General features: G+C 67.1%; 22 protein-coding genes. 14 read left to right on the forward strand and 8 right to left on the reverse strand.

The window, feature by feature from the left end; all coding sequences use genetic code 11:
* Nucleotides 1-11: 11 nt before the first annotated feature.
* The 5 genes from HY058_08375 to HY058_08395 all read right to left on the reverse strand — a co-directional run bounded on the left by HY058_08375 (nucleotide 12) and on the right by HY058_08395 (nucleotide 5180).
* On the reverse strand, nucleotides 12-815 hold the full coding sequence (locus tag HY058_08375) for an SDR family oxidoreductase (protein MBI3497307.1): 804 nt from the start codon (nucleotides 813-815) through the stop codon (nucleotides 12-14).
* A gap of 22 nt (nucleotides 816-837) precedes the next feature.
* The gene (locus tag HY058_08380; protein ID MBI3497308.1) at nucleotides 838-1719 is read right to left on the reverse strand and encodes an ABC transporter permease; all 882 of its coding nucleotides are present in this window, start codon (nucleotides 1717-1719) and stop codon (nucleotides 838-840) included.
* Nucleotides 1716-2642, reverse strand: coding sequence for an ABC transporter permease (locus HY058_08385; protein MBI3497309.1), 927 nt, complete (start codon nucleotides 2640-2642; stop codon nucleotides 1716-1718). Before HY058_08385 ends, HY058_08380 begins: the two co-directional genes overlap by 4 nt.
* Before the next feature lie 229 nt (nucleotides 2643-2871).
* A complete protein-coding gene (locus tag HY058_08390) occupies nucleotides 2872-4383 on the reverse strand; it encodes a peptide ABC transporter (protein ID MBI3497310.1) in 1512 nt (503 codons plus the stop codon).
* Nucleotides 4384-4448: 65 nt separating this feature from the next.
* A complete protein-coding gene (locus tag HY058_08395; GenBank protein MBI3497311.1) occupies nucleotides 4449-5180 on the reverse strand; it encodes a GntR family transcriptional regulator in 732 nt (243 codons plus the stop codon).
* Nucleotides 5181-5546: 366 nt separating this feature from the next.
* Between HY058_08395 and HY058_08400 the strand changes: the two genes are divergently transcribed.
* From HY058_08400 to HY058_08410, 3 genes are all read left to right on the forward strand, one after another.
* On the forward strand, nucleotides 5547-6719 hold the full coding sequence (locus HY058_08400; protein MBI3497312.1) for an aspartate aminotransferase family protein: 1173 nt from the start codon (nucleotides 5547-5549) through the stop codon (nucleotides 6717-6719).
* A gap of 133 nt (nucleotides 6720-6852) precedes the next feature.
* Nucleotides 6853-7110 (forward strand): type II toxin-antitoxin system prevent-host-death family antitoxin, encoded by a 258-nt coding sequence (locus HY058_08405; protein ID MBI3497313.1) that lies wholly within the window; start codon nucleotides 6853-6855, stop codon nucleotides 7108-7110.
* A complete protein-coding gene (locus HY058_08410; protein MBI3497314.1) occupies nucleotides 7107-7538 on the forward strand; it encodes a type II toxin-antitoxin system VapC family toxin in 432 nt (143 codons plus the stop codon). The genes HY058_08405 and HY058_08410 overlap by 4 nt, the downstream gene beginning before the upstream one ends.
* Nucleotides 7539-7549: 11 nt before the next feature.
* Here HY058_08410 and HY058_08415 read toward each other — a convergent pair whose 3' ends face one another.
* Both HY058_08415 and HY058_08420 read right to left on the reverse strand, forming a co-directional pair.
* Nucleotides 7550-9115, reverse strand: a complete 1566-nt coding sequence (locus tag HY058_08415; GenBank protein MBI3497315.1) for a peptidase S10 — start codon at nucleotides 9113-9115, stop codon at nucleotides 7550-7552.
* 97 nt (nucleotides 9116-9212) lie between these two features.
* Entirely contained in the window at nucleotides 9213-9998 is a 786-nt protein-coding gene (locus tag HY058_08420; GenBank protein ID MBI3497316.1) for a hypothetical protein, read from the reverse strand.
* 118 nt (nucleotides 9999-10116) lie between these two features.
* Between HY058_08420 and HY058_08425 the strand changes: the two genes are divergently transcribed.
* The 11 genes from HY058_08425 to HY058_08475 all read left to right on the forward strand — a co-directional run bounded on the left by HY058_08425 (nucleotide 10117) and on the right by HY058_08475 (nucleotide 19481).
* Nucleotides 10117-10728, forward strand: coding sequence for a LysE family translocator (locus HY058_08425; GenBank protein ID MBI3497317.1), 612 nt, complete (start codon nucleotides 10117-10119; stop codon nucleotides 10726-10728).
* 78 nt (nucleotides 10729-10806) lie between these two features.
* Complete coding sequence (locus tag HY058_08430; protein ID MBI3497318.1) at nucleotides 10807-11061, forward strand: hypothetical protein; 255 nt, start codon at nucleotides 10807-10809, stop codon at nucleotides 11059-11061.
* Nucleotides 11058-11486, forward strand: a complete 429-nt coding sequence (locus HY058_08435) for a type II toxin-antitoxin system VapC family toxin (GenBank protein ID MBI3497319.1) — start codon at nucleotides 11058-11060, stop codon at nucleotides 11484-11486. Before HY058_08430 ends, HY058_08435 begins: the two co-directional genes overlap by 4 nt.
* Nucleotides 11487-11546: 60 nt before the next feature.
* Nucleotides 11547-11990 carry a nucleotidyltransferase domain-containing protein gene (locus tag HY058_08440; protein MBI3497320.1) on the forward strand — a complete coding sequence of 148 codons (444 nt, stop codon included), beginning with the start codon at nucleotides 11547-11549 and terminating at the stop codon, nucleotides 11988-11990.
* Nucleotides 11980-12339 (forward strand): DUF86 domain-containing protein, encoded by a 360-nt coding sequence (locus HY058_08445; GenBank protein MBI3497321.1) that lies wholly within the window; start codon nucleotides 11980-11982, stop codon nucleotides 12337-12339. The genes HY058_08440 and HY058_08445 overlap by 11 nt, the downstream gene beginning before the upstream one ends.
* Before the next feature lie 92 nt (nucleotides 12340-12431).
* Complete coding sequence (locus HY058_08450; protein ID MBI3497322.1) at nucleotides 12432-13208, forward strand: damage-inducible mutagenesis protein; 777 nt, start codon at nucleotides 12432-12434, stop codon at nucleotides 13206-13208.
* Nucleotides 13129-14802, forward strand: a complete 1674-nt coding sequence (locus HY058_08455) for a DNA polymerase Y family protein (GenBank protein MBI3497323.1) — start codon at nucleotides 13129-13131, stop codon at nucleotides 14800-14802. The genes HY058_08450 and HY058_08455 overlap by 80 nt, the downstream gene beginning before the upstream one ends.
* An 11-nt stretch (nucleotides 14803-14813) precedes the next feature.
* Complete coding sequence (locus HY058_08460; GenBank protein MBI3497324.1) at nucleotides 14814-18011, forward strand: error-prone DNA polymerase; 3198 nt, start codon at nucleotides 14814-14816, stop codon at nucleotides 18009-18011.
* Nucleotides 18012-18119: 108 nt separating this feature from the next.
* Nucleotides 18120-18689: an RNA polymerase sigma factor gene (locus HY058_08465; protein ID MBI3497325.1), complete on the forward strand. Its 570-nt coding sequence runs from the start codon at nucleotides 18120-18122 to the stop codon at nucleotides 18687-18689.
* Nucleotides 18679-19035 carry a hypothetical protein gene (locus HY058_08470; GenBank protein MBI3497326.1) on the forward strand — a complete coding sequence of 119 codons (357 nt, stop codon included), beginning with the start codon at nucleotides 18679-18681 and terminating at the stop codon, nucleotides 19033-19035. Before HY058_08465 ends, HY058_08470 begins: the two co-directional genes overlap by 11 nt.
* The gene (locus HY058_08475) at nucleotides 19032-19481 is read left to right on the forward strand and encodes a periplasmic heavy metal sensor (protein MBI3497327.1); all 450 of its coding nucleotides are present in this window, start codon (nucleotides 19032-19034) and stop codon (nucleotides 19479-19481) included. Before HY058_08470 ends, HY058_08475 begins: the two co-directional genes overlap by 4 nt.
* A gap of 2 nt (nucleotides 19482-19483) precedes the next feature.
* On the opposite strand, the gene HY058_08480 is transcribed toward HY058_08475, so the two are convergent.
* Complete coding sequence (locus HY058_08480) at nucleotides 19484-20401, reverse strand: DMT family transporter (protein ID MBI3497328.1); 918 nt, start codon at nucleotides 20399-20401, stop codon at nucleotides 19484-19486.
* Nucleotides 20402-20511: the final 110 nt, after the last annotated feature.

The raw sequence follows: 20511 nt of genomic DNA on the forward strand, positions 1-20511 counted from the left end.
CAGGACGGCTTTCATAGGGGCTTTTTCTTCTCCTGATAGACGGCGAGGCTGCCGATGGAGTTGCCGCCGTCGACGCCCAAGGTGGCGCCGGTGATGTAGGTCGCCTTGCTGGACGCCAGGAACATGATGGCGTCCGCCGCATCGGTGGGCGAAGAGCCGCGGCCGAGGGGGATCTGGGATTGGGTCGCGGCGACATGCGCTTGGGTCAGCGGGCTTGCGGTCGATCCGGGTGCGAAGCCGGGCTCGACCGCATTCACGCGGATGCCGAACTCGGCCAGCTCGATGGCGAAGCCTTTGGTCAGGCGGTCGAGCGCGGTCTTCGACAGGCAATAGGGCACCACCGTGCGCCGCATCTTGCGGGCCGCACCCGAGGAGATGTTGATGATGCTGCCTTTGACCTTGGACCCGATCATGAGCTTCGCCATGCCGCGGGAGATGAGGAAGGGTGCTCTCAGATTGATATCGAGGATGCGGTCCCATTCGTCGGCATCGATGTCGAGGAGAAAGCCCGAGGGATAGACGCCGGCATTGTTGATGACGACATCGGGCGCCCCCCAGCTTTTGGCGACGGTGGCGACGAGAGCGTCGATGGAGGCGCTATCGGTGAGCTCGGTTACGTGGGTGAGCCCGCCGGCCTTGGCCAAGCCGAGCTCGGCGGCTTGCGCGGCCAAGGAGTCATTCTCCCGATCCGACAGGCACAGGCGCGCGCCCACCTTGGCGAAGGCATCGGCGATGCCGCGTCCGACCACGCCGCAGGAGCCGGTCAGCACGACCTTGCGGCCGCTGAACTCGCTTCCCCAGTCAAAATCCGCCATCCGCCAGCGTCCTCCCTTAAGCTCAACGTTGCGAGCGCGGATCCAACCGATCCCGCAAATGATCGCCGATGAGGTTGATCGACAGCACCAGGAGGAAGAGGCAGAGGCCGGGGAGCGTGGCGACCCACCATGCCGTCCCCATGTAGTTGCGCCCGACGCTGAGGATCGAACCCCAGCTCGGTGTCGGCGGCTGTACGCCGAGACCGAGGAAGGAGAGCCCTGCCTCGAACAGCACCATGAGACCGAACTCCAGCGTGGCGACGACGATGATGGCACCGGCGATGTTGGGCAGCACGTGACGCATCAAGAGCCGCGGCGCCCGGGCGCCGACGAAGCGCGAGGCGCGCATGAACGGCATGCCGGACACGCTCAAGGTCTGCCCGTAGGCGACCCGCGCATAACGCGGCCATCGGGTGAAGCCCAGCACCAAGATGAGATTCTGCAGGCCGGGACCGAGGACGGCCACGGTCACGATCGCGAGCAGGATCGCCGGGATCGACAGCACGATGTCGACGAGGCGCATGACCACGATCTCGACGGGCCCTCGATAGAAGCCGGCGACCATGCCGAGCGTGGTGCCGATCACGGTCGAGACCATGACCGACAACAGCGCCACCATGAGCGAGATGCGCGCCCCATAGATGAGCCGGCTGGTGAGATCGCGGCCGACATCGTCGGTGCCGAGGGCATAGAAGACGCCGCGCGCGGTGGTGCCGGGCGGCTTCAGGCGGGCCAACAGGTTCTGGCTGTTGGGATCGTTCGGCGCCACCAGGGGAGCCGCCAGCGCCAGAAACGCGAACGCGCCGAAGATCACCAGGAACGGCCAGATCCGGCGGAGCTCGCCGCCGAGCCCGGCCAGGCGCGACGGCGCCCGCTCGCTCGCCGATGCCGAGGTGTCGGTCATGCGCTGCCTTCGAGGCGAATGCGCGGGTCGACCACGCTGTAGAGCAGGTCGGCCACGAGGTTGAGCCCGATCGAGACGAAGGAGCCCAGGAGCACGATCCCTTGCTCGATCGGGAAGTCTCTGGCGGCGATCGACTGCACGGCGAGCTGCCCCAGGCCGGGCCAGGCGAAGACCGTCTCGACGATGACCGCACCGGCCAGGAGATTGGCGATCTCCAAGGCCGAGACGGTGATGATCGGCGTCGCCGCGTTGCGCAGCACGTGGCGTCTGACGGCGCGGCTGAAGGTCAGTCCTTTCGACTGCGCGGTGGCTACATAATCGCGGCCGAGCTCCTCAAGCACGGCGGTGCGGGCGATGCGCGCAAACGTCGCCATGGTGATGGCGCCGAGCGCCACCGACGGCAAGACAATCGAGCGAATGCCGTCGACACCCGAGGACGGCATCACGCCCAAGGTCACGGCGAAGAACAAGATCAACAGGATACCGCTCCAGAACGTCGGCATGCTCTGGCCCACCAGCACGAAGGCCATCAGCATCCGCTCCAACTTGGTGCCGCGCTTGACCGCCATCACGATACCGACGGGCAGGCCGATGCCAAGCGCCACCAGGAGCGCGCCGCTGGCGAGCGCCAGCGTGTAGGGCAGACGCGAGAGGATGATCTCGGATACCGGCACGCGCTGGATCAAGGAGCGGCCGAAGTCGAGCCCTGCCAGTTGCCCCAGATAGTCCAAATATTGCTCGATCAGCGGCCGGTCGAAGCCGAGCTGGTGACGCAGCGTCTCGATGTCCTCGCGGCTCGCCCCCTCCGGCACCATGAGCAAGGTGGGATCGCCGGAGAGCCGCTGGATGAAGAAGACGAGCGTGATCACGCCCAGGATCGCCACCACGGACTGCGCCAGCCGCCGCAACAGGAACCCGGTCATGGGGCGTGCACGAGAAGACCCTCACCCTCCCACGCTGCGCGCGGGCCCCTCCCTCTCCCGCGGTGCGGGAGAGGGGCAGCGAAATCGGGCTCGGAGCCCCTCTCCCGCCCAGGGAGGGTCGGGGAGGGGGTGCGCCGCACCCCCTCCCAAATCCCACCCCAGGCGGGAGAGGGTGCCGAGCACAGCGAGGCGGGTGAGGGTCTTCGCGTGACCGACGCCTGACAATCCCTCACTCGTCCCAGCCCATGCGGTTGAGGAAGAGGCTCTCGTTCGGCGTCGGCCGCCAGCGCAGCTCCTTGCGCGCGGCGTAGAGGATGGCGGCCTGATAGAGCGGCACTAGCGGCACCGTTTCCTCGGCAAGCTGGTACACGCGCTTGTAGTGCGGCAACCGGGCAGACTCATCCACGGTCGAACGTGCCGCCTCCAGCTCCTTGTCGATCTCGGGATTGCTCGATTTCGACCATTGGCTCTTGCTGTAGAGAAGCGGGAACAGCACGCCGTCGGCGTCCTGACAGCCGCAGGACCAGCGGCTGAAGGTCATGGCCCCGAACTCCGCCGGACCGCTCTGCGCGCGTTTCAGCCAGGCGGTGAAGTCGCTGGTCTCGATGTTCACCTTGAGCCCGACCTCGGTCAGCATCTGCTGGATCGCCTGCACGATGCGCTGATCGAAGATGGGCGCGGTGAAGAGCGTCAGCGGCGCCTTCGCCGGCTCGCCCGCCTCCTTGATCAAGGCCTGGGCCTTGGCCTTGTCATAGGCGTAGCCCTTGAAGCCATCGACATATCCCACATGCACCGGCGAGAGCATCACGGTGACCGGCTTGTCGAAGCCGCCCATGATGCCGTTGATGATCCCCTCGCGGTCGATCGCATGGGCGATCGCTTGGCGAATGCGCAGATCCGCGGTCGGTCCCACCAGCGAGTTCAGCTGGAAATAGGCGACCCGCTCGCTCAAGACGCTCAGCACCTTCACCTTCGGATCGCTTTTCAGCTCCTTGGCGAGGTCGGAGTTGATGGTGACGATGAAGTCCGCCTTGCCCGAACGCAGATCGGCGATGCGGGTAGCAACCTCCGGGACCGGATGGAACTCCACCTGTGCGAACGGACCCTTCGCACCCCAATAGGCGTCGTTGCGGGCGAGCGCCACGCGCACGCCCCGCTGCAGGGAAGCAAACTTGTAGGGACCGCTCCCCATCGGGTTGACGTTGAACTGCTCGCCGCCGACCTTCTCCACATAGGCCTTGGGAATGATGCTGAGCTTGGTCAGCTGCGCCAAGAGCACGGGGTAGGGGCCATCGGTCTTGAGCCGCACCGTCTTCGCATCGACCGCCTCGGCGCCGACGATCTTGTTGAACTGATCGAGCTGTGGGCTCTTGAAGGCGGGATCGGTGATGCGCTTGACCGTGTAGACGACGTCGTCGGCAGTGAGCGCCGTCCCGTCGTGGAACTTGATCCCCGGCTGCAGCTGGAACTCGATCGTGCTCGCATCGATCTGCTTCCACGACGAGGCCACCTGCGGGGCGATCTTGCCGTCGTCATCGCGCGTCAGCAGGTTGTCGAAGACGTTGCGATAGACGAAATAGGTGTCCGGGCTCCATTGCAGCTGCGGATCGAGGGTGGCCGGCTCGCTCGCCAAGTCGACGACGAACAGGTCCTTCGCCGCCAGCGCGTCTCCAGCGCCGACCACCGTCGCTGCGAGAATAGCGAACGCCAGCCATTTCGAGTTGCCTGACCGTTTTCTCATTGTCCTACTCCCCCTGTTGATCTCTGATTATTGGCTTCGGCCGAGTGGGCACTGGAGCCGAGGCGCTACCAGCGGAGCGCCTCGCCCTTGTCCGTTGCCGCGGCGCTTGGCGTGAGCGGGCTCGCCGTCTTCAGCGCCACCTCGACGAGGCTGCGATAGAGCTGCTCGACCTCTTCCAGCACCGCGGCTGCGGCTTCCTCTCCGTCGCCCCTGGCGATCGCGGCAATGAGCGACCTGTGGTCATGACGCAGCTCGGCGCCGCGTGCGCGCAGCAGGCCGGCATGATGGATGACGCGCTCGGTCTCGTCCCAGAGCTGCTCGAAGGACCGGGCCAGGCGGCGATTGCCGGTGCCGAGAGCGATGGCGAGGTGCAGCTGGCGATGGGCGCGCATGAAGGTGGCCTCGCTCGACGCATCGCCCGGCAGGAAACCGGCGCCGCAGACCGCATCCAGCGGCTCGATGCGGTCGGTGGCGCAGCGGCCGGCAGCGAGCCGTGCCGCCGAGGGCCCGAGCACGCGGTGGAGATCGAATATCTCGGCGATGTCGCGCAAGGTCACCGGTTTCACCTGGTAGCCGCGGCGCGCGATCGCAGTCAGCCAATCGCCGGCACCAAGCCGCATCAGCGCTGCCCGGATCGCGGCTTTGCCGAGTTGATAGCGCGATGCCAGCTCGGTTTCCGAAATGCTGGCACCGGGCGGGATCCGGCAGGCGATGATGTCGGCCTTCAGCATTTCGAAGGCGATGTCGCTTTGGCGTCCGGCCCCGACGCTCGCAGACGTCTCGGAAAGATCCAGCATGCTTCTCGCTTCCCCGAAAAGATCAGTCCAACCACAGCATGGCCGTTGATAAAATGTCAATTGGGCCAATCTGACATGTCAGTAGCGACAAAGACCCGAATCCGGCGAAGGTTTGACAGGCCTGGCCTTCTGGCGTAACCGTGCAACCGTGCAACAGATCCTCAGCAACCGCGCGCGACGTGGCCGCCCCATCGGCGGAGCGTGAGATTTGTGCATGCGCTGATCCGTTCTTGGATCGCCTTAGAGGTCCCCAGCCCCGCCGAAGCCGGCGGGGTTTTTTGTTGCCCCGGTCCCGGCATTCCCACGTGGCGCGGGCGGCCTTCCGAACCCCGCCAAACCCAAAGAGGAGTAGCAGCCGTGACCCAACTGGACTCTGCCGTGATGCCGACCTACGGGCGGGCCGACCTCGCCTTCGAGCGGGGCGAGGGGCCCTATCTCGTCGCGACCGACGGCCGCCGCTTTCTCGACTTCGCCGCCGGCATCGCCGTCAATGTGCTGGGCCATGGGCACCCGCATCTGGTCCGTGCCTTGACCCAGCAGGCCCAGGGCCTCTGGCACATCTCCAATCTCTACCGCATCCCCGAGCAGGAGCGCCTGGCCCGCCGGCTGGCAGAGGCGAGCTTTGCCGACCGGGTGTTCTTCTGCAATTCCGGCGCCGAGGCGAATGAATGCGCGATCAAGATCGCGCGCAAATACCATGATGCCACCGGCCATCCCGAGCGCTACCGCATCATCACCGCAACTGGCGCATTCCACGGCCGCACGCTGGCGACCTTGGCCGCCGGCGGCAATCCCGAGAAGCTCGCCGGCTTCGGGCCCGTCGTCGACGGCTTCGATCAGGTGCCCTTGGGCAATTTCAACATGCTGCGGGCGGCGATCACGTCGGAAACCGCCGCCATTCTGGTTGAGCCCATCCAAGGCGATGGCGGCATAAACCCGGCCGGCGCGGACTATTTAAGGCAGCTTCGCCAGACCGCCGATGAGTTCGGCCTGCTGCTCATCTTCGACGAGGTGCAGTCGGGCATGGGCCGCATCGGCACGCTCTTCGCCCATGAACGGGCCGGCATCGCACCCGACATCGCCACCCTCGCCAAGGGACTCGGCAATGGCTTCCCGGTCGGCGCGTGCCTGGCGACCGAAGCGGCCTCGATCGGCATGACCGCCGGGTCCCACGCCTCCACCTTCGGCGGCAATCCCTTGGCGATGGCGGTCGCCAATGCCGTCCTCGACGTGCTGCTCGCCGACGGATTTCTGGATCATGTCGATGCCGTCGCCGCCGAGCTCTATGACGGGCTGCAGTATCTGGTGCTGCGGCACCCGAAGGTGCTGGCGGAGGCGCGCGGGCAGGGGCTGATGCTCGGGCTCAAATGCCGTCTGCCGAATGCCGCGGTCGTCGATGCCGCGCGCGCGCAGCGCCTGCTGACGGTTCCGGCCGCCGACAATGTCGTGCGCCTGCTGCCGCCCTTGGTGATCGAGACCGAGCACGTGGCCGAGGCGGTGGAAGCGCTCGATCGCGCCTGCACGGCATTGGCGGCCTAGAGAGAGGGGGGGGTCGAGGCCTGGGGAGCCAGCGCGCTCCTCGGCTGCGCTCCCCCCTTCCTTGCTCTGGACCAGATAATGGACCATATTGAGCAAAACGGACCATGTCCTGGTCCAGAGGGAGTGTTGTTGGATGGACGTTAAAGTGACGGATGCCAAAGGGAGGCTGACCCAGCTCGTGCGTAGCGCCGAGGCGGGGGAAGACGTCGTGTTGACGCGGTTCGGACGTGCCGTGGTGCGCCTGGTGCCGGTGGCGGCTAGGCCGAATGCGGCCGCACGGCGGCAAATCCTCGAGGCGGTGCGGTCTTCCGGCATGGTGAAAGTCACCTCAGGCGCCGGCGCGGCACGCAGCCAGGACTTCCTCTATGACGAGACCGGCCTGCCGCGGTGATCGTCGCCGACACCTCGGCATTGATGGCCGTGATCCTGGGTGAGCCAACGGCTTCTGCCTGCATGACCGTGCTCGAAGCGGAGACGGAGGTGCTGCTCTCAGCGGGAACCATGGCGGAGGCCCTCATCGTCGCCGGCAGCCGCGGCGTCGGCTCGGAGATGGATCGGCTCATCGACGGCCTCGGCATTTCTGTGGTCCCGACGACGGCAAGCGCCGCGCGTCGCGTCGCAGACGCCTATGCCAGATGGGGCAGGGGCAATCATCGTGCCGCGTTGAATTTCGGGGACTGCTTCGCCTACGCGCTCGCGATGGAACGAGCTTGCCCATTGCTCTTCGTCGGAGCGGATTTCGCCAAGACCGATGTCGAGCCATGTGTGCCCAAACGGATCGTCCGCCGGCGCGGAAGGTCGCCCGCTCGCAGACGGTGATCGGTGTCGGCTCAGCCTCGACGGCGACGTCGCTTGGCCGTCGGCGCCCGCTTGGAAGCCGGAGCCAGCAGCCTGCGGAAATCTGCATGGAGCTGCTTCAAGGACGGCTCATGCACATACATCATGTGCCCGGCCTCGTAATAGGCCATGGCGACGCGCTCGCGGTCGATGCCGCTGCCGGCTATGGTGTTCTCGACGGCGAAGAACGGTGTCGCGAGATCGTAGAGGCCGTTCGCCATCAGCACCCGAAGCGCCGGGATTTCCCGCTGCAGGCGTCCCAGCTCCGGCGCCAGGTTGACGTAGCCAGGCCAGCGCGGCGCCTTGTCATCCTTGGTGCCGTACCAATCCCACTTCTTCAGCGCCTCCATGTTGAAGGAGACATAGGGCTTGTCGATGGCGATCTCGAGCCCACGGGTTAGATAGTCGTTGACCGCGCTGGTATAGGCGCCGTCGATGGCGTAGCCCGATGGATCGGCGTCGGGCAGCTCGCCGACATTGTCATAGTCGCGGCCGCGATAGCGCGCATCCAGCCGACCGACGGTGACACCGTCCTCGCGCAAAAGCTCCTTGCGGAAGCGGCTGGCATCGATGCGCAGATTGGTGCCCTCGAGCCAGCGCTCGGAGAGGCCGGTTATCTCCGCCAGGCGCCGCGCCAGGCGTCGGCGGCGCGTCGGATCGAGGCGGCTGCCTTGGAGGAGCGCCGGTGCGTAATCCTCGATGGCGAATTGCCGCACCCCGTCCAGGAACTCCTTACGGCTCTTGCCGTCGAGCTTGATGCGACGGTGGTAGAGCGCGGTCGCCGCATATGTGGGAAGGAAGCTCACATCGGGCAGGAGATTGCCCTTCTCGAAGCGCGCAGTGTGGAAATCGATGATGACGGAGATGAGCGCCAGCCCGTTCATCGGCACGCCGGAGAGGCCGGACTGCAGCTTGCCGGCGACCGCAATCGCGCGGGTGGTGCCGTAGCTCTCGCCCGCGAGATAGCGGGGCGAGGCCCAGCGCTTGTGTTGCGTGAGCCAGAGCTTGATGAACTCCGCGATCGCGATTGCGTCGGACTCGAGGCCCCAGAACTCCTCGACCTTGGCCTCGCCCAGGGCCTGGCTGTAGCCGGTGCCGACCGGGTCGATGAAGACGAGGTCGGTGGCATCGAGGGCTGAGAGCGTGTTGTCGACCACCGGATAAGGTGCGGTGCCGGCGGCGGTGGCGTCGTCGGGGACCACGATCCGCTTCGGCCCGAAGCAGCCCATATGCAGCCAGAGCGAGGCCGAGCCGGGACCGCCGTTGAAGACGAAGGTGACGGGGCGCCGCGCCGGATCGCGCTCGCCCTCCTTCACATAGGAGAAGGAGAAGATGGCGGCACGCGGCTTGCTCGCCGCATCTTTCAAATAGATGTCGCCGGCGGTGACCGTGTAGGCGATCCGGCGGCCGCCGAAATTCCCTTCATGCTTGCTCATGAAGCGCCGCGGCTCGGGAATCGGCGCCGGGGTCTGGGCGGGCTTCGGCGCCTCCGCACCTGGTTGCGGGTCGGCGCCGAGCGTGCCCAGGCCGAGAGCGAGTGTTTCAGGCGGAACGAGCATGGGGAGGTTCCTTGGGGAAGGGCGGGCGTTTGAGGTGAATGCGGTTCTGAGGTTCGGCGAGCGACTGCGTGGAAGCTCGCAGCGGGTCGCGAGCACATCAGAAGTTCATGATGCGCGCAATCTCGTCGACCAGCGGTGACCGTCCGAAGATCGCGGCATAGCTGCCGGGTTTGACCTCGGACTTGCGGGTAAGGCATTTGCCTCCGGCTTCCTCGATGAGGACTTCGGTTGCCGCGATATCCCAGCGATTGAGGTAGGGTTCGATGGCCGCGTCCAAGGCTCCGCGGGTAACCATCGCATGTGTCCAGCAGTCGGCGTAGCCTCGGAGATGATCGATCCTCGGCCGCAGGCGCAGATAGGCCTCTTCGAGACCGGCAATGCGAAACCCCGCCGCGTCTGGCGCCGATACGATGCTGTCGCGCAACTCCCGGTCCTCGGCGATGCGGAGAGGCGTTCCGTTGCAGGTGGCGCCTAATCCCCGCGCCGCGGCGTAGGTCTCGGCGAATGCTGGGAGATGGATGACACCGACGAGTGTCCTTTCATCCTTGGTGTCCTCGAAGGCGATGAGCGTTCCGAACATCGGAATTCCGCGAACATAGCTCAAGGTTCCGTCGATAGGGTCGATCAGCCAACGGTATCGCGACCCGCTCGTGGATCCGCCGAGCTCTTCGCCAAGGATCGGCCAGTCCTCTGGTTGCTCGGCGCGCAAGAATCGGCGGATCCGCTCTTCGGCCTGGCGATCAATCTCCGTCACCGGCGAGCCGTCTGCCTTGCGATCGGAGGTGAGCCAGCTCTTTCGGAACGCGCTGAGGATGAGATCGGAAGTCGACTGGGCGGCCGCGGTCGCAATCTCGAGGAGGCGAGGGAGATGGTCGGGAGGCAATGGGACTCCTGTAATCTCGGCAAACGCTAGCATAGGAGAACGAGCGTCGTTAGCCTGCCAACGGAACCGGCTTGTGGAGAGATCACGTCAACCGGGAATTTGGGAAGAGGAGCAAACAATGGGTTTGGAAGCGCTCGTCGCATTCGGTGCGGTCTTGGCGGTCGCTTGCGCGGCGCCGGGGCCGACCATCGCCGCCCTCGTCGCGCGGGTGTTGGGGCGCGGCACCGCCGGTGCCGCTTCCTTCTGCGCCGGGCTGTTGTTCAGCGACATCGTCTGGCTCACCGGTGCGGTGCTGGGATTGGCGGTGCTGATGGAGACCGTCCATCCGCTGTTCGTGGCGATCAAATACGCGGGTGCTGCCTATCTTCTCTATCTGGCGTGGAAGCTGTGGAGCGCGCCGGCGGCGCCGCTCGCCGCGGCACCGGCGGCGGGCGAGGGCATTCGGCTGTTTTTCGGCGCGATCGCGGTCGGCTCCGGCAACCCGAAGACGATGCTGTTCTACCTGGCGCTCCTGCCCACCCTGCTGCCTCTCGAGCGGCTCACGGTCGCGGATTATTTCATGCTGGTGGCAACCCAATGCGTCGTTTATGGCGCCATCCTCGTCGGCTACGTGATGCTGGCCGTGCGCGCGCGCCGGGCCTTCGCCAGCGCGCGGGCCATGCGCACTGTCAACCGGGTGACCGGCACGGTGATGGCGGGTGCTGCCATTGCCGTCGCGACGCGCTCCTGAGGCATCGAACCGGTTCAGCTTGCGGCTGGCATCCAGACATTATATAATTAATGATATAATGATTAGCGGCGTCTCTCCATGCCTTCCGTCGTTACCATCAATCGTCCTGATGTCGTCTCCCTGATCGAGGAGGCGGCGGACAAGCTGACCGGAGGCAACAAGACCGAAGCGGTGGCACTCGGCATGCGCCGTCTGTTGGATGCGGAGGCGCGTAGCGGCTCCTTGTTCGGCGCCCATCGGGGATCGGTGCGAGTTCGCGCCGGCGTTGATCTCACGGCACCAGTCTTCGAGGGCACGCTCGATGCCGAATCCGGCGCAGAAATCGATCGGTGACCACGCCCATCTTGCTCGATACCCACATCGCGCTCTGGCTCGATAGCGGCGATGCGCATTTGCGCGGCTCGACGCGCGCGCTCATCGATCGGCATTGGCGTGAGGGCGGGAGCGTTCTATTGAGCGCGATTTCGGCTTGGGAAATCGCTTTGCTGGTCGACACGGGCCGTGTCGAACTGGATCTCCCGGTCGATGCGTGGGTGAGGCGCTTCATCGAGCGCCCCGGGGTCGAGGCCGTTCCGCTCGTCCATGAAGCGGCTTCGGCGAGTTACCAGTTGCACCATTTCGATCACCGCGATCCCGCCGATCGATTGCTGATCGCAACCGCGATCAGGCTCGGCTGTCCTCTCGTCACCTATGACGAGCGCATCACGCGCTTCGGCAAGCGCCATGGCCAGCAGCACCGGTTTGCGGTGGCGGCTTGAGCGGCTGAGCCGAGTAGGATGGGATTTGATATACGATTAGAGATATTGTATATACATCGTATGCCTAAGCGCCGCATTCTCGTGCCGTTCGATCCGGAGCAGCTCGAGCGCATCGAGGCGTTCCGTCGGCGCCATCGCTTGCCGACGCGGGTCGCCGCCATCCGCGCGCTCATCGATGCGGGGGCTGCCAATCAGGATCCTCTAGCGCGGGCGCTCAGAGCCTTGCAGGCAAGCAAGGCCGAGCTCGAGCGCCGCGGCGTGGCGCGCATTGGCGTGTTCGGTTCGCTCGCGCGGGGCGAGGCCGACGTTGCGAGCGACGTCGATGTGCTGGTCCTCTTCGCGCCCTCGCGTGTGCCCGACCTCTTCGGCTTCCTGCGCTTGCGTGACGACATCGGCGGCATCATCCGCAAGGCAACAGGACGGGAGGCGGAGATCGTCGAGGCCGAGAGCCTGCGTCCGCGTATAAGGAGAGCGGCGGAAGCAGACGCCGTCTATGCCTTCTAGATCGGCTGGTGAAGGTCGGGCGGCGGCTTGGATCGAAGACATCCTCGACAACATCGGCCTGATCGAGGATTTCCTTGCCGGTATCACCCATGCTGCGTATCTGTCAGACAAGGAGAAGCAATACGCCGTGCAATTCGCGCTGCTCGCCATCTCCGAGGCGGCCCGCCGGCTCCCAGCGGGGATGAAGCAGTGTCACCCCGGGATCCCCTGGCGGCAGGTCGAGGATCTGCGAAACGCCTATACCCACGCCTATCACCGGCTTAACCCGGAGATGGTCTGGCGCACGGCGCGGGAGAGTCTGGGGCCGCTCAAGAAGGCGATGCGGGCGGAGCTGAAGAGGTCGACCTAGCTGTGGCACCAGTGTCGATGATCTTGCCCGGCTTGACAGCTGTCCCGGCTCGTTCTAGAACAAAAGCAGAACAGAACAAATGCTGAACAGCCATGGCTTTCGCATCACCCTGCCGGGTGCCCAATGAGCAGCAGCCCGGCTCGCTTGCCACGCTCAAAGCCCGGATGCGGGCCTTGGAGCAGGGCCGAAGCGAAGGGCCCGGCCGGATCCTGAGGCTGGGCGTGGCGGCGATCGACCGCCTGCTGCCGGGCGGTGGGCTCGCGGCCACGCGGGTGCATGAGGTGGTGGGTGTATCCGCGCGCGACGGAGCTGCCGCCGCGTTCACCCTGGCGCTCATCGCCCGGCTCCTCAGCCAGACTCCGGGTCCGGTCCTCTGGTGCGGCCGGTATCTCGATCTCCATGGCCCGGGCCTGGCGGCGTTCGGCATCGATACCGCAAGGCTGATCCTGGCGCGCACGCGCGATACGACCGAAACCCTCTGGGCGATGGAGGAGGGGCTGCGCAGCGCCAGGCTCGCGGCCGTGGTCGGCGAGCTCACGCGGTCCATCGATCTGACGGCGAGCCGCCGGTTGCAGCTTGCCGCCGAGAACGGTGAGACGACCGGGCTCTTGCTGCGGCCGGTCGATGCCGGCGATGGCACGCCGAGCGCGGTCGAGACCCGCTGGCGGGTGGTTTCGATGTTGGGAGCGCCCGCGACGGAAAACCTCGGCGTCGGCAGAACCGCCTGGCGGCTCGGCCTGGAGCGCTGCCGCGGCGGCGCTCAGGGGGAATGGATGGTGGAGTTGGACGATGCGACGGGTGATCTCGCTCTGGCTGCCGCGGTTTGCGACCGATCGGCTCGGCCGGCGCCATTCCGCCTGGCGGTCTAAGGCGCTTGCCACATCCCGGCCGGTGCATGGCCGGCTGACCATCGCCGCCTGCAACCGGCTGGCGGCGGAGGCCGGTATTGCGCCCGGCCAGAGCGTGGCCGATGCGAGGGCGCTTCTGCCCGAACTCACCCTGGCCGATGCCGATCCGGTAGGCGATACCCGGGCCTTGGATCAGCTCGCCCTCTGGTGCGGCCGCTATACGCCCTGGACCCAGATCGACCGCCACTCGGCGGCGGGCGGCGAGGGCTGGGGCGGGGATGGCGGGATCTGGCTCGACGTCACCGGCGCAACGCATCTGTTTGGCGGCGAGGAAGAGCTCATCGCCGATCTGGTGGAGCGGCTGGAGCGGTCCGGTCTGGCCGCGCGCGCCGCCATGGCCGATACCCCCGGTGCTGCCTGGGCCATGGTGCGCTTCGCCCCGTCTGCGCAAAATCTGATGGCGACACAAAGCCCGGTGGTGCCTGCAGGCGGCGTCGCCGCGGCGCTGGCCGAGCTGCCGGTCATGGCTTTGCGGCTGCCGGGGGTGATCGTGGATGGGCTCTCCCGCCTCGGCTTGCGCCGGATCGGCGAGGTGGAGACGGTGCCGCGGGCTCCCTTGGTCGCCCGCTTCGGCGAGATCCTCGCCCGGCGCTTGGATCAGGCCCTCGGCCGCATGGACGAGCCGATCTCGCCCAAGCAGCCGGTGCCGCCCTTCCGGGCCCGGATGGGCTTCCCCGAGCCGATCGGGCTTGCCGAGGACATCGCCCGCGGCACGGGACGGCTGTTGAGCCAGCTTGCCGCCCAGCTCGACCGCGCCCATCAAGGCGGGCGCGCCTTCGAGCTCCTTTGCTACCGCGTCGACGGCGAGGTGCGCCGGCTCACGGTGCGCACGGGACGGCCGGCGCGCGAGCCCGAGCGCCTGCAGCGGCTCTTCGCTCAGCATTTCGACACGCTCGATCCCGGTCCCGGCATCGAGGTCATGGTGCTGGCGGTCTCTGTGAGCGAGGCGCTGGAGCCTTCCCAGATCCCACTGCCCACGCTCGCATCCAGCGAGCATCGTCCCCACGAGCCTCGCCCCCACCCCATCCCTCCCCCACGCAAGCGCGGGGGAGGGCGTAATGATGCGCCTCGGACTCCCTCCCTCGCGAAAGCGGGGGAGGGATGGGGTGGGGGCACGGTAGCCGTCGACGATCTCGTCGATCGGCTCGCCGGCCGGCTGGGACTGGACGCGGTCATGCGCCTGGAGCCGCGGGAGAGCCATCTGCCGGAACGGGAATCCTCGCTCCGTCTCTTTGAAGAGACGCCAGCTCGCGTCGCCTGGCGCCGCGATCGGCCGCGCCCGGTGCGCCTACTGGCTCGCCCCGAGCCGGTGGAGGCGGTGGCCCTGGTGCCCGACCATCCGCCGGTGCTGTTCCGCTGGCGCGGCATCACCCACCGCATCGCCCGTGCCGATGGGCCGGAGCGCATCGCCGCCGAATGGTGGCGGGAGGATCGGCCGACCCGCGATTATTTCCGGGTCGAGGACGAAGCCGGACGCCGCTTCTGGCTCTACCGCGACGGCCTGTTCGGCGAGCCCGCCACCCCGCGCTGGTTCCTGCACGGGCTGTTTGCCTGAGCCGCCCTGTCATGTCCGGCTATATCGAGCTGCAGGTCACCAGCAATTACAGCTTTCTCGAAGGCGCCTCGCATCCGGGCGAGCTCGTGCGCCAAGCCGCCGCCATCGGCCATGCCGGTGCTGCCCTTGCCGACCGCAACACGCTGGCCGGCGTGGTCCGCGCCCATGTAGCGGCCAAGGAGACCGGCAGCCGATTTCTCGTCGGCGCGCGGCTGGTGCCCATGGACGGCCCGAGCCTCGTTTGCTTTCCCACCGATCGCGCCGCCTATGGCCGCTTGTGCCGCCTCATCACGCTGGGGCGGCGGCGGGCGCCGAAGGGTGAGTGCCATTTCACGCTTTCCGAGGTGATGGGCCATGGCGAGGGTCAGGTGTTCCTGGCGCTCCCGCCGGATCGTCCCGAGGAGGATTTCGCCGCCTGGCTCCAGGATTTCGCCCGGCGCTTTTCCGGCTCCTGCTATCTGGCCGCGCCCTACCGCTATGACGGCACCGATGCGAGGCGGCTCAGGCGTCTCTCCGATCTCGCCGCCGCTGCCGGTGCGCCGCTGGTCGCCACCAACGACGTGCATTATCACCTGCCGGAACGCCGCCCTTTGCAAGACGTGCTGACCTGCATCCGCGCCGGCACCACCATCGCGGCGGCCGGCCGGAGGCTGGCCGCGAATGCCGAGCGGCATTTGAAGCCGGCCGAGGAAATGGCGCGGCTCTTTCACGGCCATGGCGAGGCCGTGCTGCGGACGCTCGAGATCGCTCAGCGCTGCCGTTTCTCCTTGGACGAGCTCCGCTACGAATATCCCGAGGAGATCACCGGCGAGGGGCGGAGCCCGCAAGCCGAGCTCCAGCACCAGACCTGGACCGGTGCCGCCAGGCGCTATCCCGAGGGCGTGCCGGAAGCGGTGCGGCGCACGCTCATCCGCGAGCTGGCGCTCATCGAGGATCTCAGCTACGCGCCCTATTTCCTCACCGTGTTCGATATCGTCCGCTACGCCCGCTCGAAAGATATCCTCTGCCAGGGTCGCGGCTCGGCCGCCAATTCGGCCGTGTGCTATGTGCTCGGCATCACCGCGGTCGATCCCTCCGCCCATTCGCTCCTGTTCGAGCGCTTCGTCTCCGCGGCGCGCAACGAGCCGCCCGATATCGACGTGGATTTCGAGCATGAGCGGCGCGAGGAAGTGATCCAGTACGTCTACGGGAAATACGGCCGCGAGCGCGCCGGCATCGCCGCCACGGTCATCGCCTACCGCTCGCGCAGCGCCGTGCGCGATGTCGGCAAGGCGCTCGGCCTGTCGGAGGATACGGTGGGGGCGCTCGCCGGCTCGCTCTGGGGCTGGGGCGCCGAGGGCGTCGATGAGGCGCGGGTGCGCGAGATCGGCCTCGATCCGGCCGATCGGACCTTGCGCCTGGCGCTCGATCTCGCCCGCGAGCTCATCGGCTTTCCGCGCCATCTCTCCCAGCATGTCGGCGGCTTCGTCATCTCCCGCGGCCCGCTTTCGGAGCTGGTTCCGATCGCCAATGCCGCCATGGCGGAGCGCACCAATGTCGAATGGGACAAGGACGATCTGGACGCGCTCGGCATCCTCAAGATCGACGTGCTGGCCCTCGGCATGCTCACTTGCATCCGCAAGGCCTTCCAGCTCATCGAGCAGCACAAAGGCCAGCGGTTTGACATGGCCGGCGTGCCGGAGGGGGATCCGGCGGTCTACGACATGCTGTGCCGGGGGGACTCGCTCGGCGTGTTCCAGGTCGAGAGCCGGGCGCAGATGAGCATGCTGCCGCGCCTCAAGCCGAGAACCCTCTACGACCTCGTGATCGAGGTGGCGATCGTGCGCCCGGGCCCGATCCAGGGCGACATGGTGCATCCCTATCTCCGCCGGCGAAACGGCGAGGAAACGGTCTCCTACCCCTCGCGCGAGCTCGCCCGCGTCTTGGGCAAGACCTTGGGCGTTCCCTTGTTCCAGGAGCAGGCGATGCAGATCGCCATCGTCGCCGCCGGCTTCACGCCTACTGCGGCGGATGAGCTCCGCCGCGCCATGGCGACCTTCCGGCGCAATGGCGATATCCATCGCTTCCGCACCAAGCTGATCGAAGGCATGGTCGCCAAGGGTTACGAGCGCGACTTCGCCGCCAGATGCTTCCGGCAGATCGAAGGCTTCGGCACCTATGGCTTCCCCGAGAGCCACGCCATCAGCTTCGCGCTCCTCGTCTATGTCTCCTCCTGGCTCAAATGTCATCACCCGGAGGTCTTCGCCTGCGCGCTTCTCAATGCGCAGCCGATGGGCTTCTATGCCCCGGCGCAGATCGTGCGGGATGCCGCCGAGCACGGCGTCGAGGTGCGTCCCGTCGACGTCAATGCCAGCCATTGGGATTGCACGCTGGAGCCGGCGGCGGAGGGGGAAGAGGGGCAACCCCGCCTGGCGCTCCGCCTCGGCTTTCGTCAGGTGCAGGGTGCGCGCGCGGAAGACATCAAGCGGCTGGTTGAGTTTCGGGGGACCGGCTATGGCAGTCCGCGCGCGCTCTGGCTCAGGGCCGGGCTGTCGCCGGCGGCGCTGGAGAGCTTGGCCCGCGCCGATGCCTTCCGCTCCCAGGGCCTCGGCCGGCGCGAGGCCTTGTGGGCGGTGAAGGACTTGGGCGCCGAGCCCTTGCCGCTCTTCGCCGAGGCGGAAACCGCAGGGCCGGTGCAGAACGAGCCCCTGGTCAGGCTGCCCTCAATGCCGATCGGCGAAGAGGTGGTCGAGGACTATGCCTCGCTCAGGCTCTCCTTGAAGCGTCACCCGGTGGCCCTCCTGCGCGACGGGCTCGGCCGCGATGGGCTGTTGCCCGCCCAGGGCTTGGCCGAGCTCGCCTCCGGCCGCTGGATCAAGGTGGCCGGCCTGGTGCTGGTGCGCCAGCGGCCGGGCAGCGCCAACGGCATCGTCTTCATCACCCTCGAGGACGAGACCGGCGTGGCCAATCTCGTGGTCTATCCCGATATCTTCGAGCGCTACCGGCGGGCGATCCTGGGGGCGAGGCTGCTGGCCGCCTGGGGCAGCATCGACCGCCAGGGCATGGTGATCCATGTGAAGGCCCGGCGCTTCGTCGACCTCTCCCAGCGTCTGGACCAGCTGGGTCAAAGCGAACCGGCCCCGGAGGGCTCCATCGACGCCCTCGCCCGGGCCGAGGCGGTGAAGCGACGGCCGCCCGCGCTGAAAGCCGTCAGCCGCGATTTCCACTGAGGGTGAGGGTCCTTTCCAGTCCCGCGCCAACGCAGGAATACGCCTGTACGCTCGTATATGAGTCAGCGTCATTCGTGTATCGATCGGTTGTTGTAGTGTTCCCGGAACATGGAAGAGCTCACCGACGAGGCGCTGATGGCGCACGTGGCACGGGGGGACCGGCGTGCCTTTACCGTGCTGGTCGGCCGTCATCTCGATCGGTCGGTCGGCACCGTGCAGCGCATGCTGGGCGACGCGGCGGAGGCCGAGGACGTGGCGCAGGAAGCGTTCACCAAGCTGTGGGTCTACGCCCCGCGTTGGCGTCCCGACGGCGCCAAGTTCACCACCTGGTTCTATCGGGTGCTGGTGAACAGCGCCATCGACCGGCAGCGCAAGGCCCGCAGCGTGCCGCTCGACTCCGTCCCGGAGCCGTTCGACCCCAGGCCGGATGCCTTTCGGCAGGTCAACGACGCCGAGGTGAGCCGCCATGTCGCAGCCGCGGTGGCGGCCTTGCCCGATCGGCAGCGCGCCGCGGTCACGCTTTGCTATTATCAGGGCCTCGGAAACATCGAAGCGGCCGAGGTCTTGGAGATTTCCGTAGGCGCGCTCGAATCCCTCCTGGTTCGGGCTCGCCGCGCACTCAAGGAACGACTGACCCTGCTGCTGGGGCCGGTTCTGGAGGAGGAACATGACGTCTGACCGTTCCCGGCCGACGCCCTCAGGCCCGGATCCGCTCGCCCGTGTGCTCGCGGCCTGGCGATTGGCGCCGGCCGACCCGGGGCTGGGCGAGCGCATCCTCGCCCGGGTGATGGACTGGCCGCAGGTCGATGCCGATCCATCGTCCCGCCGCCTGTTGCCCCGCTGGAGCTTCGGCTGGCTGGTGCCGCGGATCGTCAGCCTTGCGGCCGGAATCGCCATCGGCATCGTGGTCGGCCTTTCCGAGCCGATGGCCGATGAGGTGGCGAGCGGCCTCTATTCCAGCCTCTTCGACCAGTCGAGCCAGACCTTGCTGGCCTTCGATGCAACCGACGGGTTGACCCCGTGAGCGAGCCTGCCGCAGCGCCGTCGCGCCGCCGCCGTTGGCTGGGCTGGGGGCTTGTCGCCTCGCTCGCCTTCAATCTGTTCTTCGTCGGCCTCATCGGCGCCACCGCCTGGCGCTGGCACAATCGCCAGGCCATGGGCTTCGGCCCCGGGGCCGCCTGGATGGCCCCGCTCCTGCCCGAGGAGATCCGCAGCCAGCTCCGCGAGCGCATGCAGCAGCGTCGGCTCGACATGCGCGAGCGTGGTCTCGAAATGCGCCAAGCGCAGCTCGTCGTGCTGCGCGCGCTGGCGACCGAGCCGTACGACAAGGCCGCGGTGGAGCGCGCGTTCGCCGAGCTGAGACAGCGGCTCGCCAAGGGCCAGGAGCTGATGCACGCCACCATCGCCGCCGCCGCCGCCGACCTTACGCCCGAGCAGCGCAAAGCGATGATCGATCGCCTGCCGAACTAAGGCTAGGCCTTCGCGGCCCGCCGGTAGCGGGTCTCCCGGTAGAGAATATAGAGGCCGCTCGCCACCACCACGGCGGAACCGGTGAGCACGCCGAGACCGGGGGTCTCATCGAAGGCGAGCTGGCCGATGACGAGCGCCCAGAGCATGGCCGTGTACTCGAAGGGTGCGACCAGCGCCGCCGGGGCGAGGCGATAGGCGCGGGTGACGAAGAACCCGGAGATGCCGCCCAGCAGGCCGACGCAAGAGAGCAGGGCCAAGTCCCAGGCCGATGGCGGGCTCCACACGAAGGGCAGCGTAATGGTGGCGGCCAGGGTCACGGCTGAGTTGTAGTAGAACACCATGGCGCTATCGCTCTCGCTGACCGACAGCCGGCGAATGGCGATGGTGCTCAAGGCGTAGCAAACCGTCGCGGCGAGTGCGACCGCCGCCATCGGCTCGATGACGTTGGTGCCTGGCCGCAAGATCAGGATGACGCCGAGAAAGCCGACGATGACGGCGCCCCAGCGGTGACGACCGACGGCTTCGCCCAAGAGCGGTTGCGACAGCGCGGTGACGAACAGCGGACCGGCGAAGCTGATGGCGATCGCATCGGCGAGCGGCATGCCGGCGAGCGCGATGAAGAACAGCAGGGTCGAGCCGAGGCCGATCACGCAGCGGAGCGCGTGGCTCCCGGGCTTGCGCGTGCGGATCGTGGCGAACCCGCCCCGCGCCATGATCACGGCCACGATCGGCACGAACGCCACCCAGCCGCGAAAGAAGACGACCTCGAGCGGGTGATAGATGCCGCCGAGATACTTGACGAGCGAATCCATAATCGAGAACAAGCCGACACCGATCACCATGACGGCGATGCCGCGGACGGCGTGCGGGCTCTCGGCTGCCGCCTTCTGTTGCAGCGCTGCAACGGGGGCCGTCGGCATTGATCTCATCGGCCGAGTATAGCGATTTGCCGCACCAGGGCGGCTTCCGCTCGGCTACCATGGCAAAGTCGCTCGCCACCTCCCATATTTCCCGAAGCGCCAATTTCCCA

It is taken from the genome of Pseudomonadota bacterium (assembly GCA_016195085.1).
Taxonomy (GTDB): domain Bacteria; phylum Pseudomonadota; class Alphaproteobacteria; order SHVZ01; family SHVZ01; genus JACQAG01.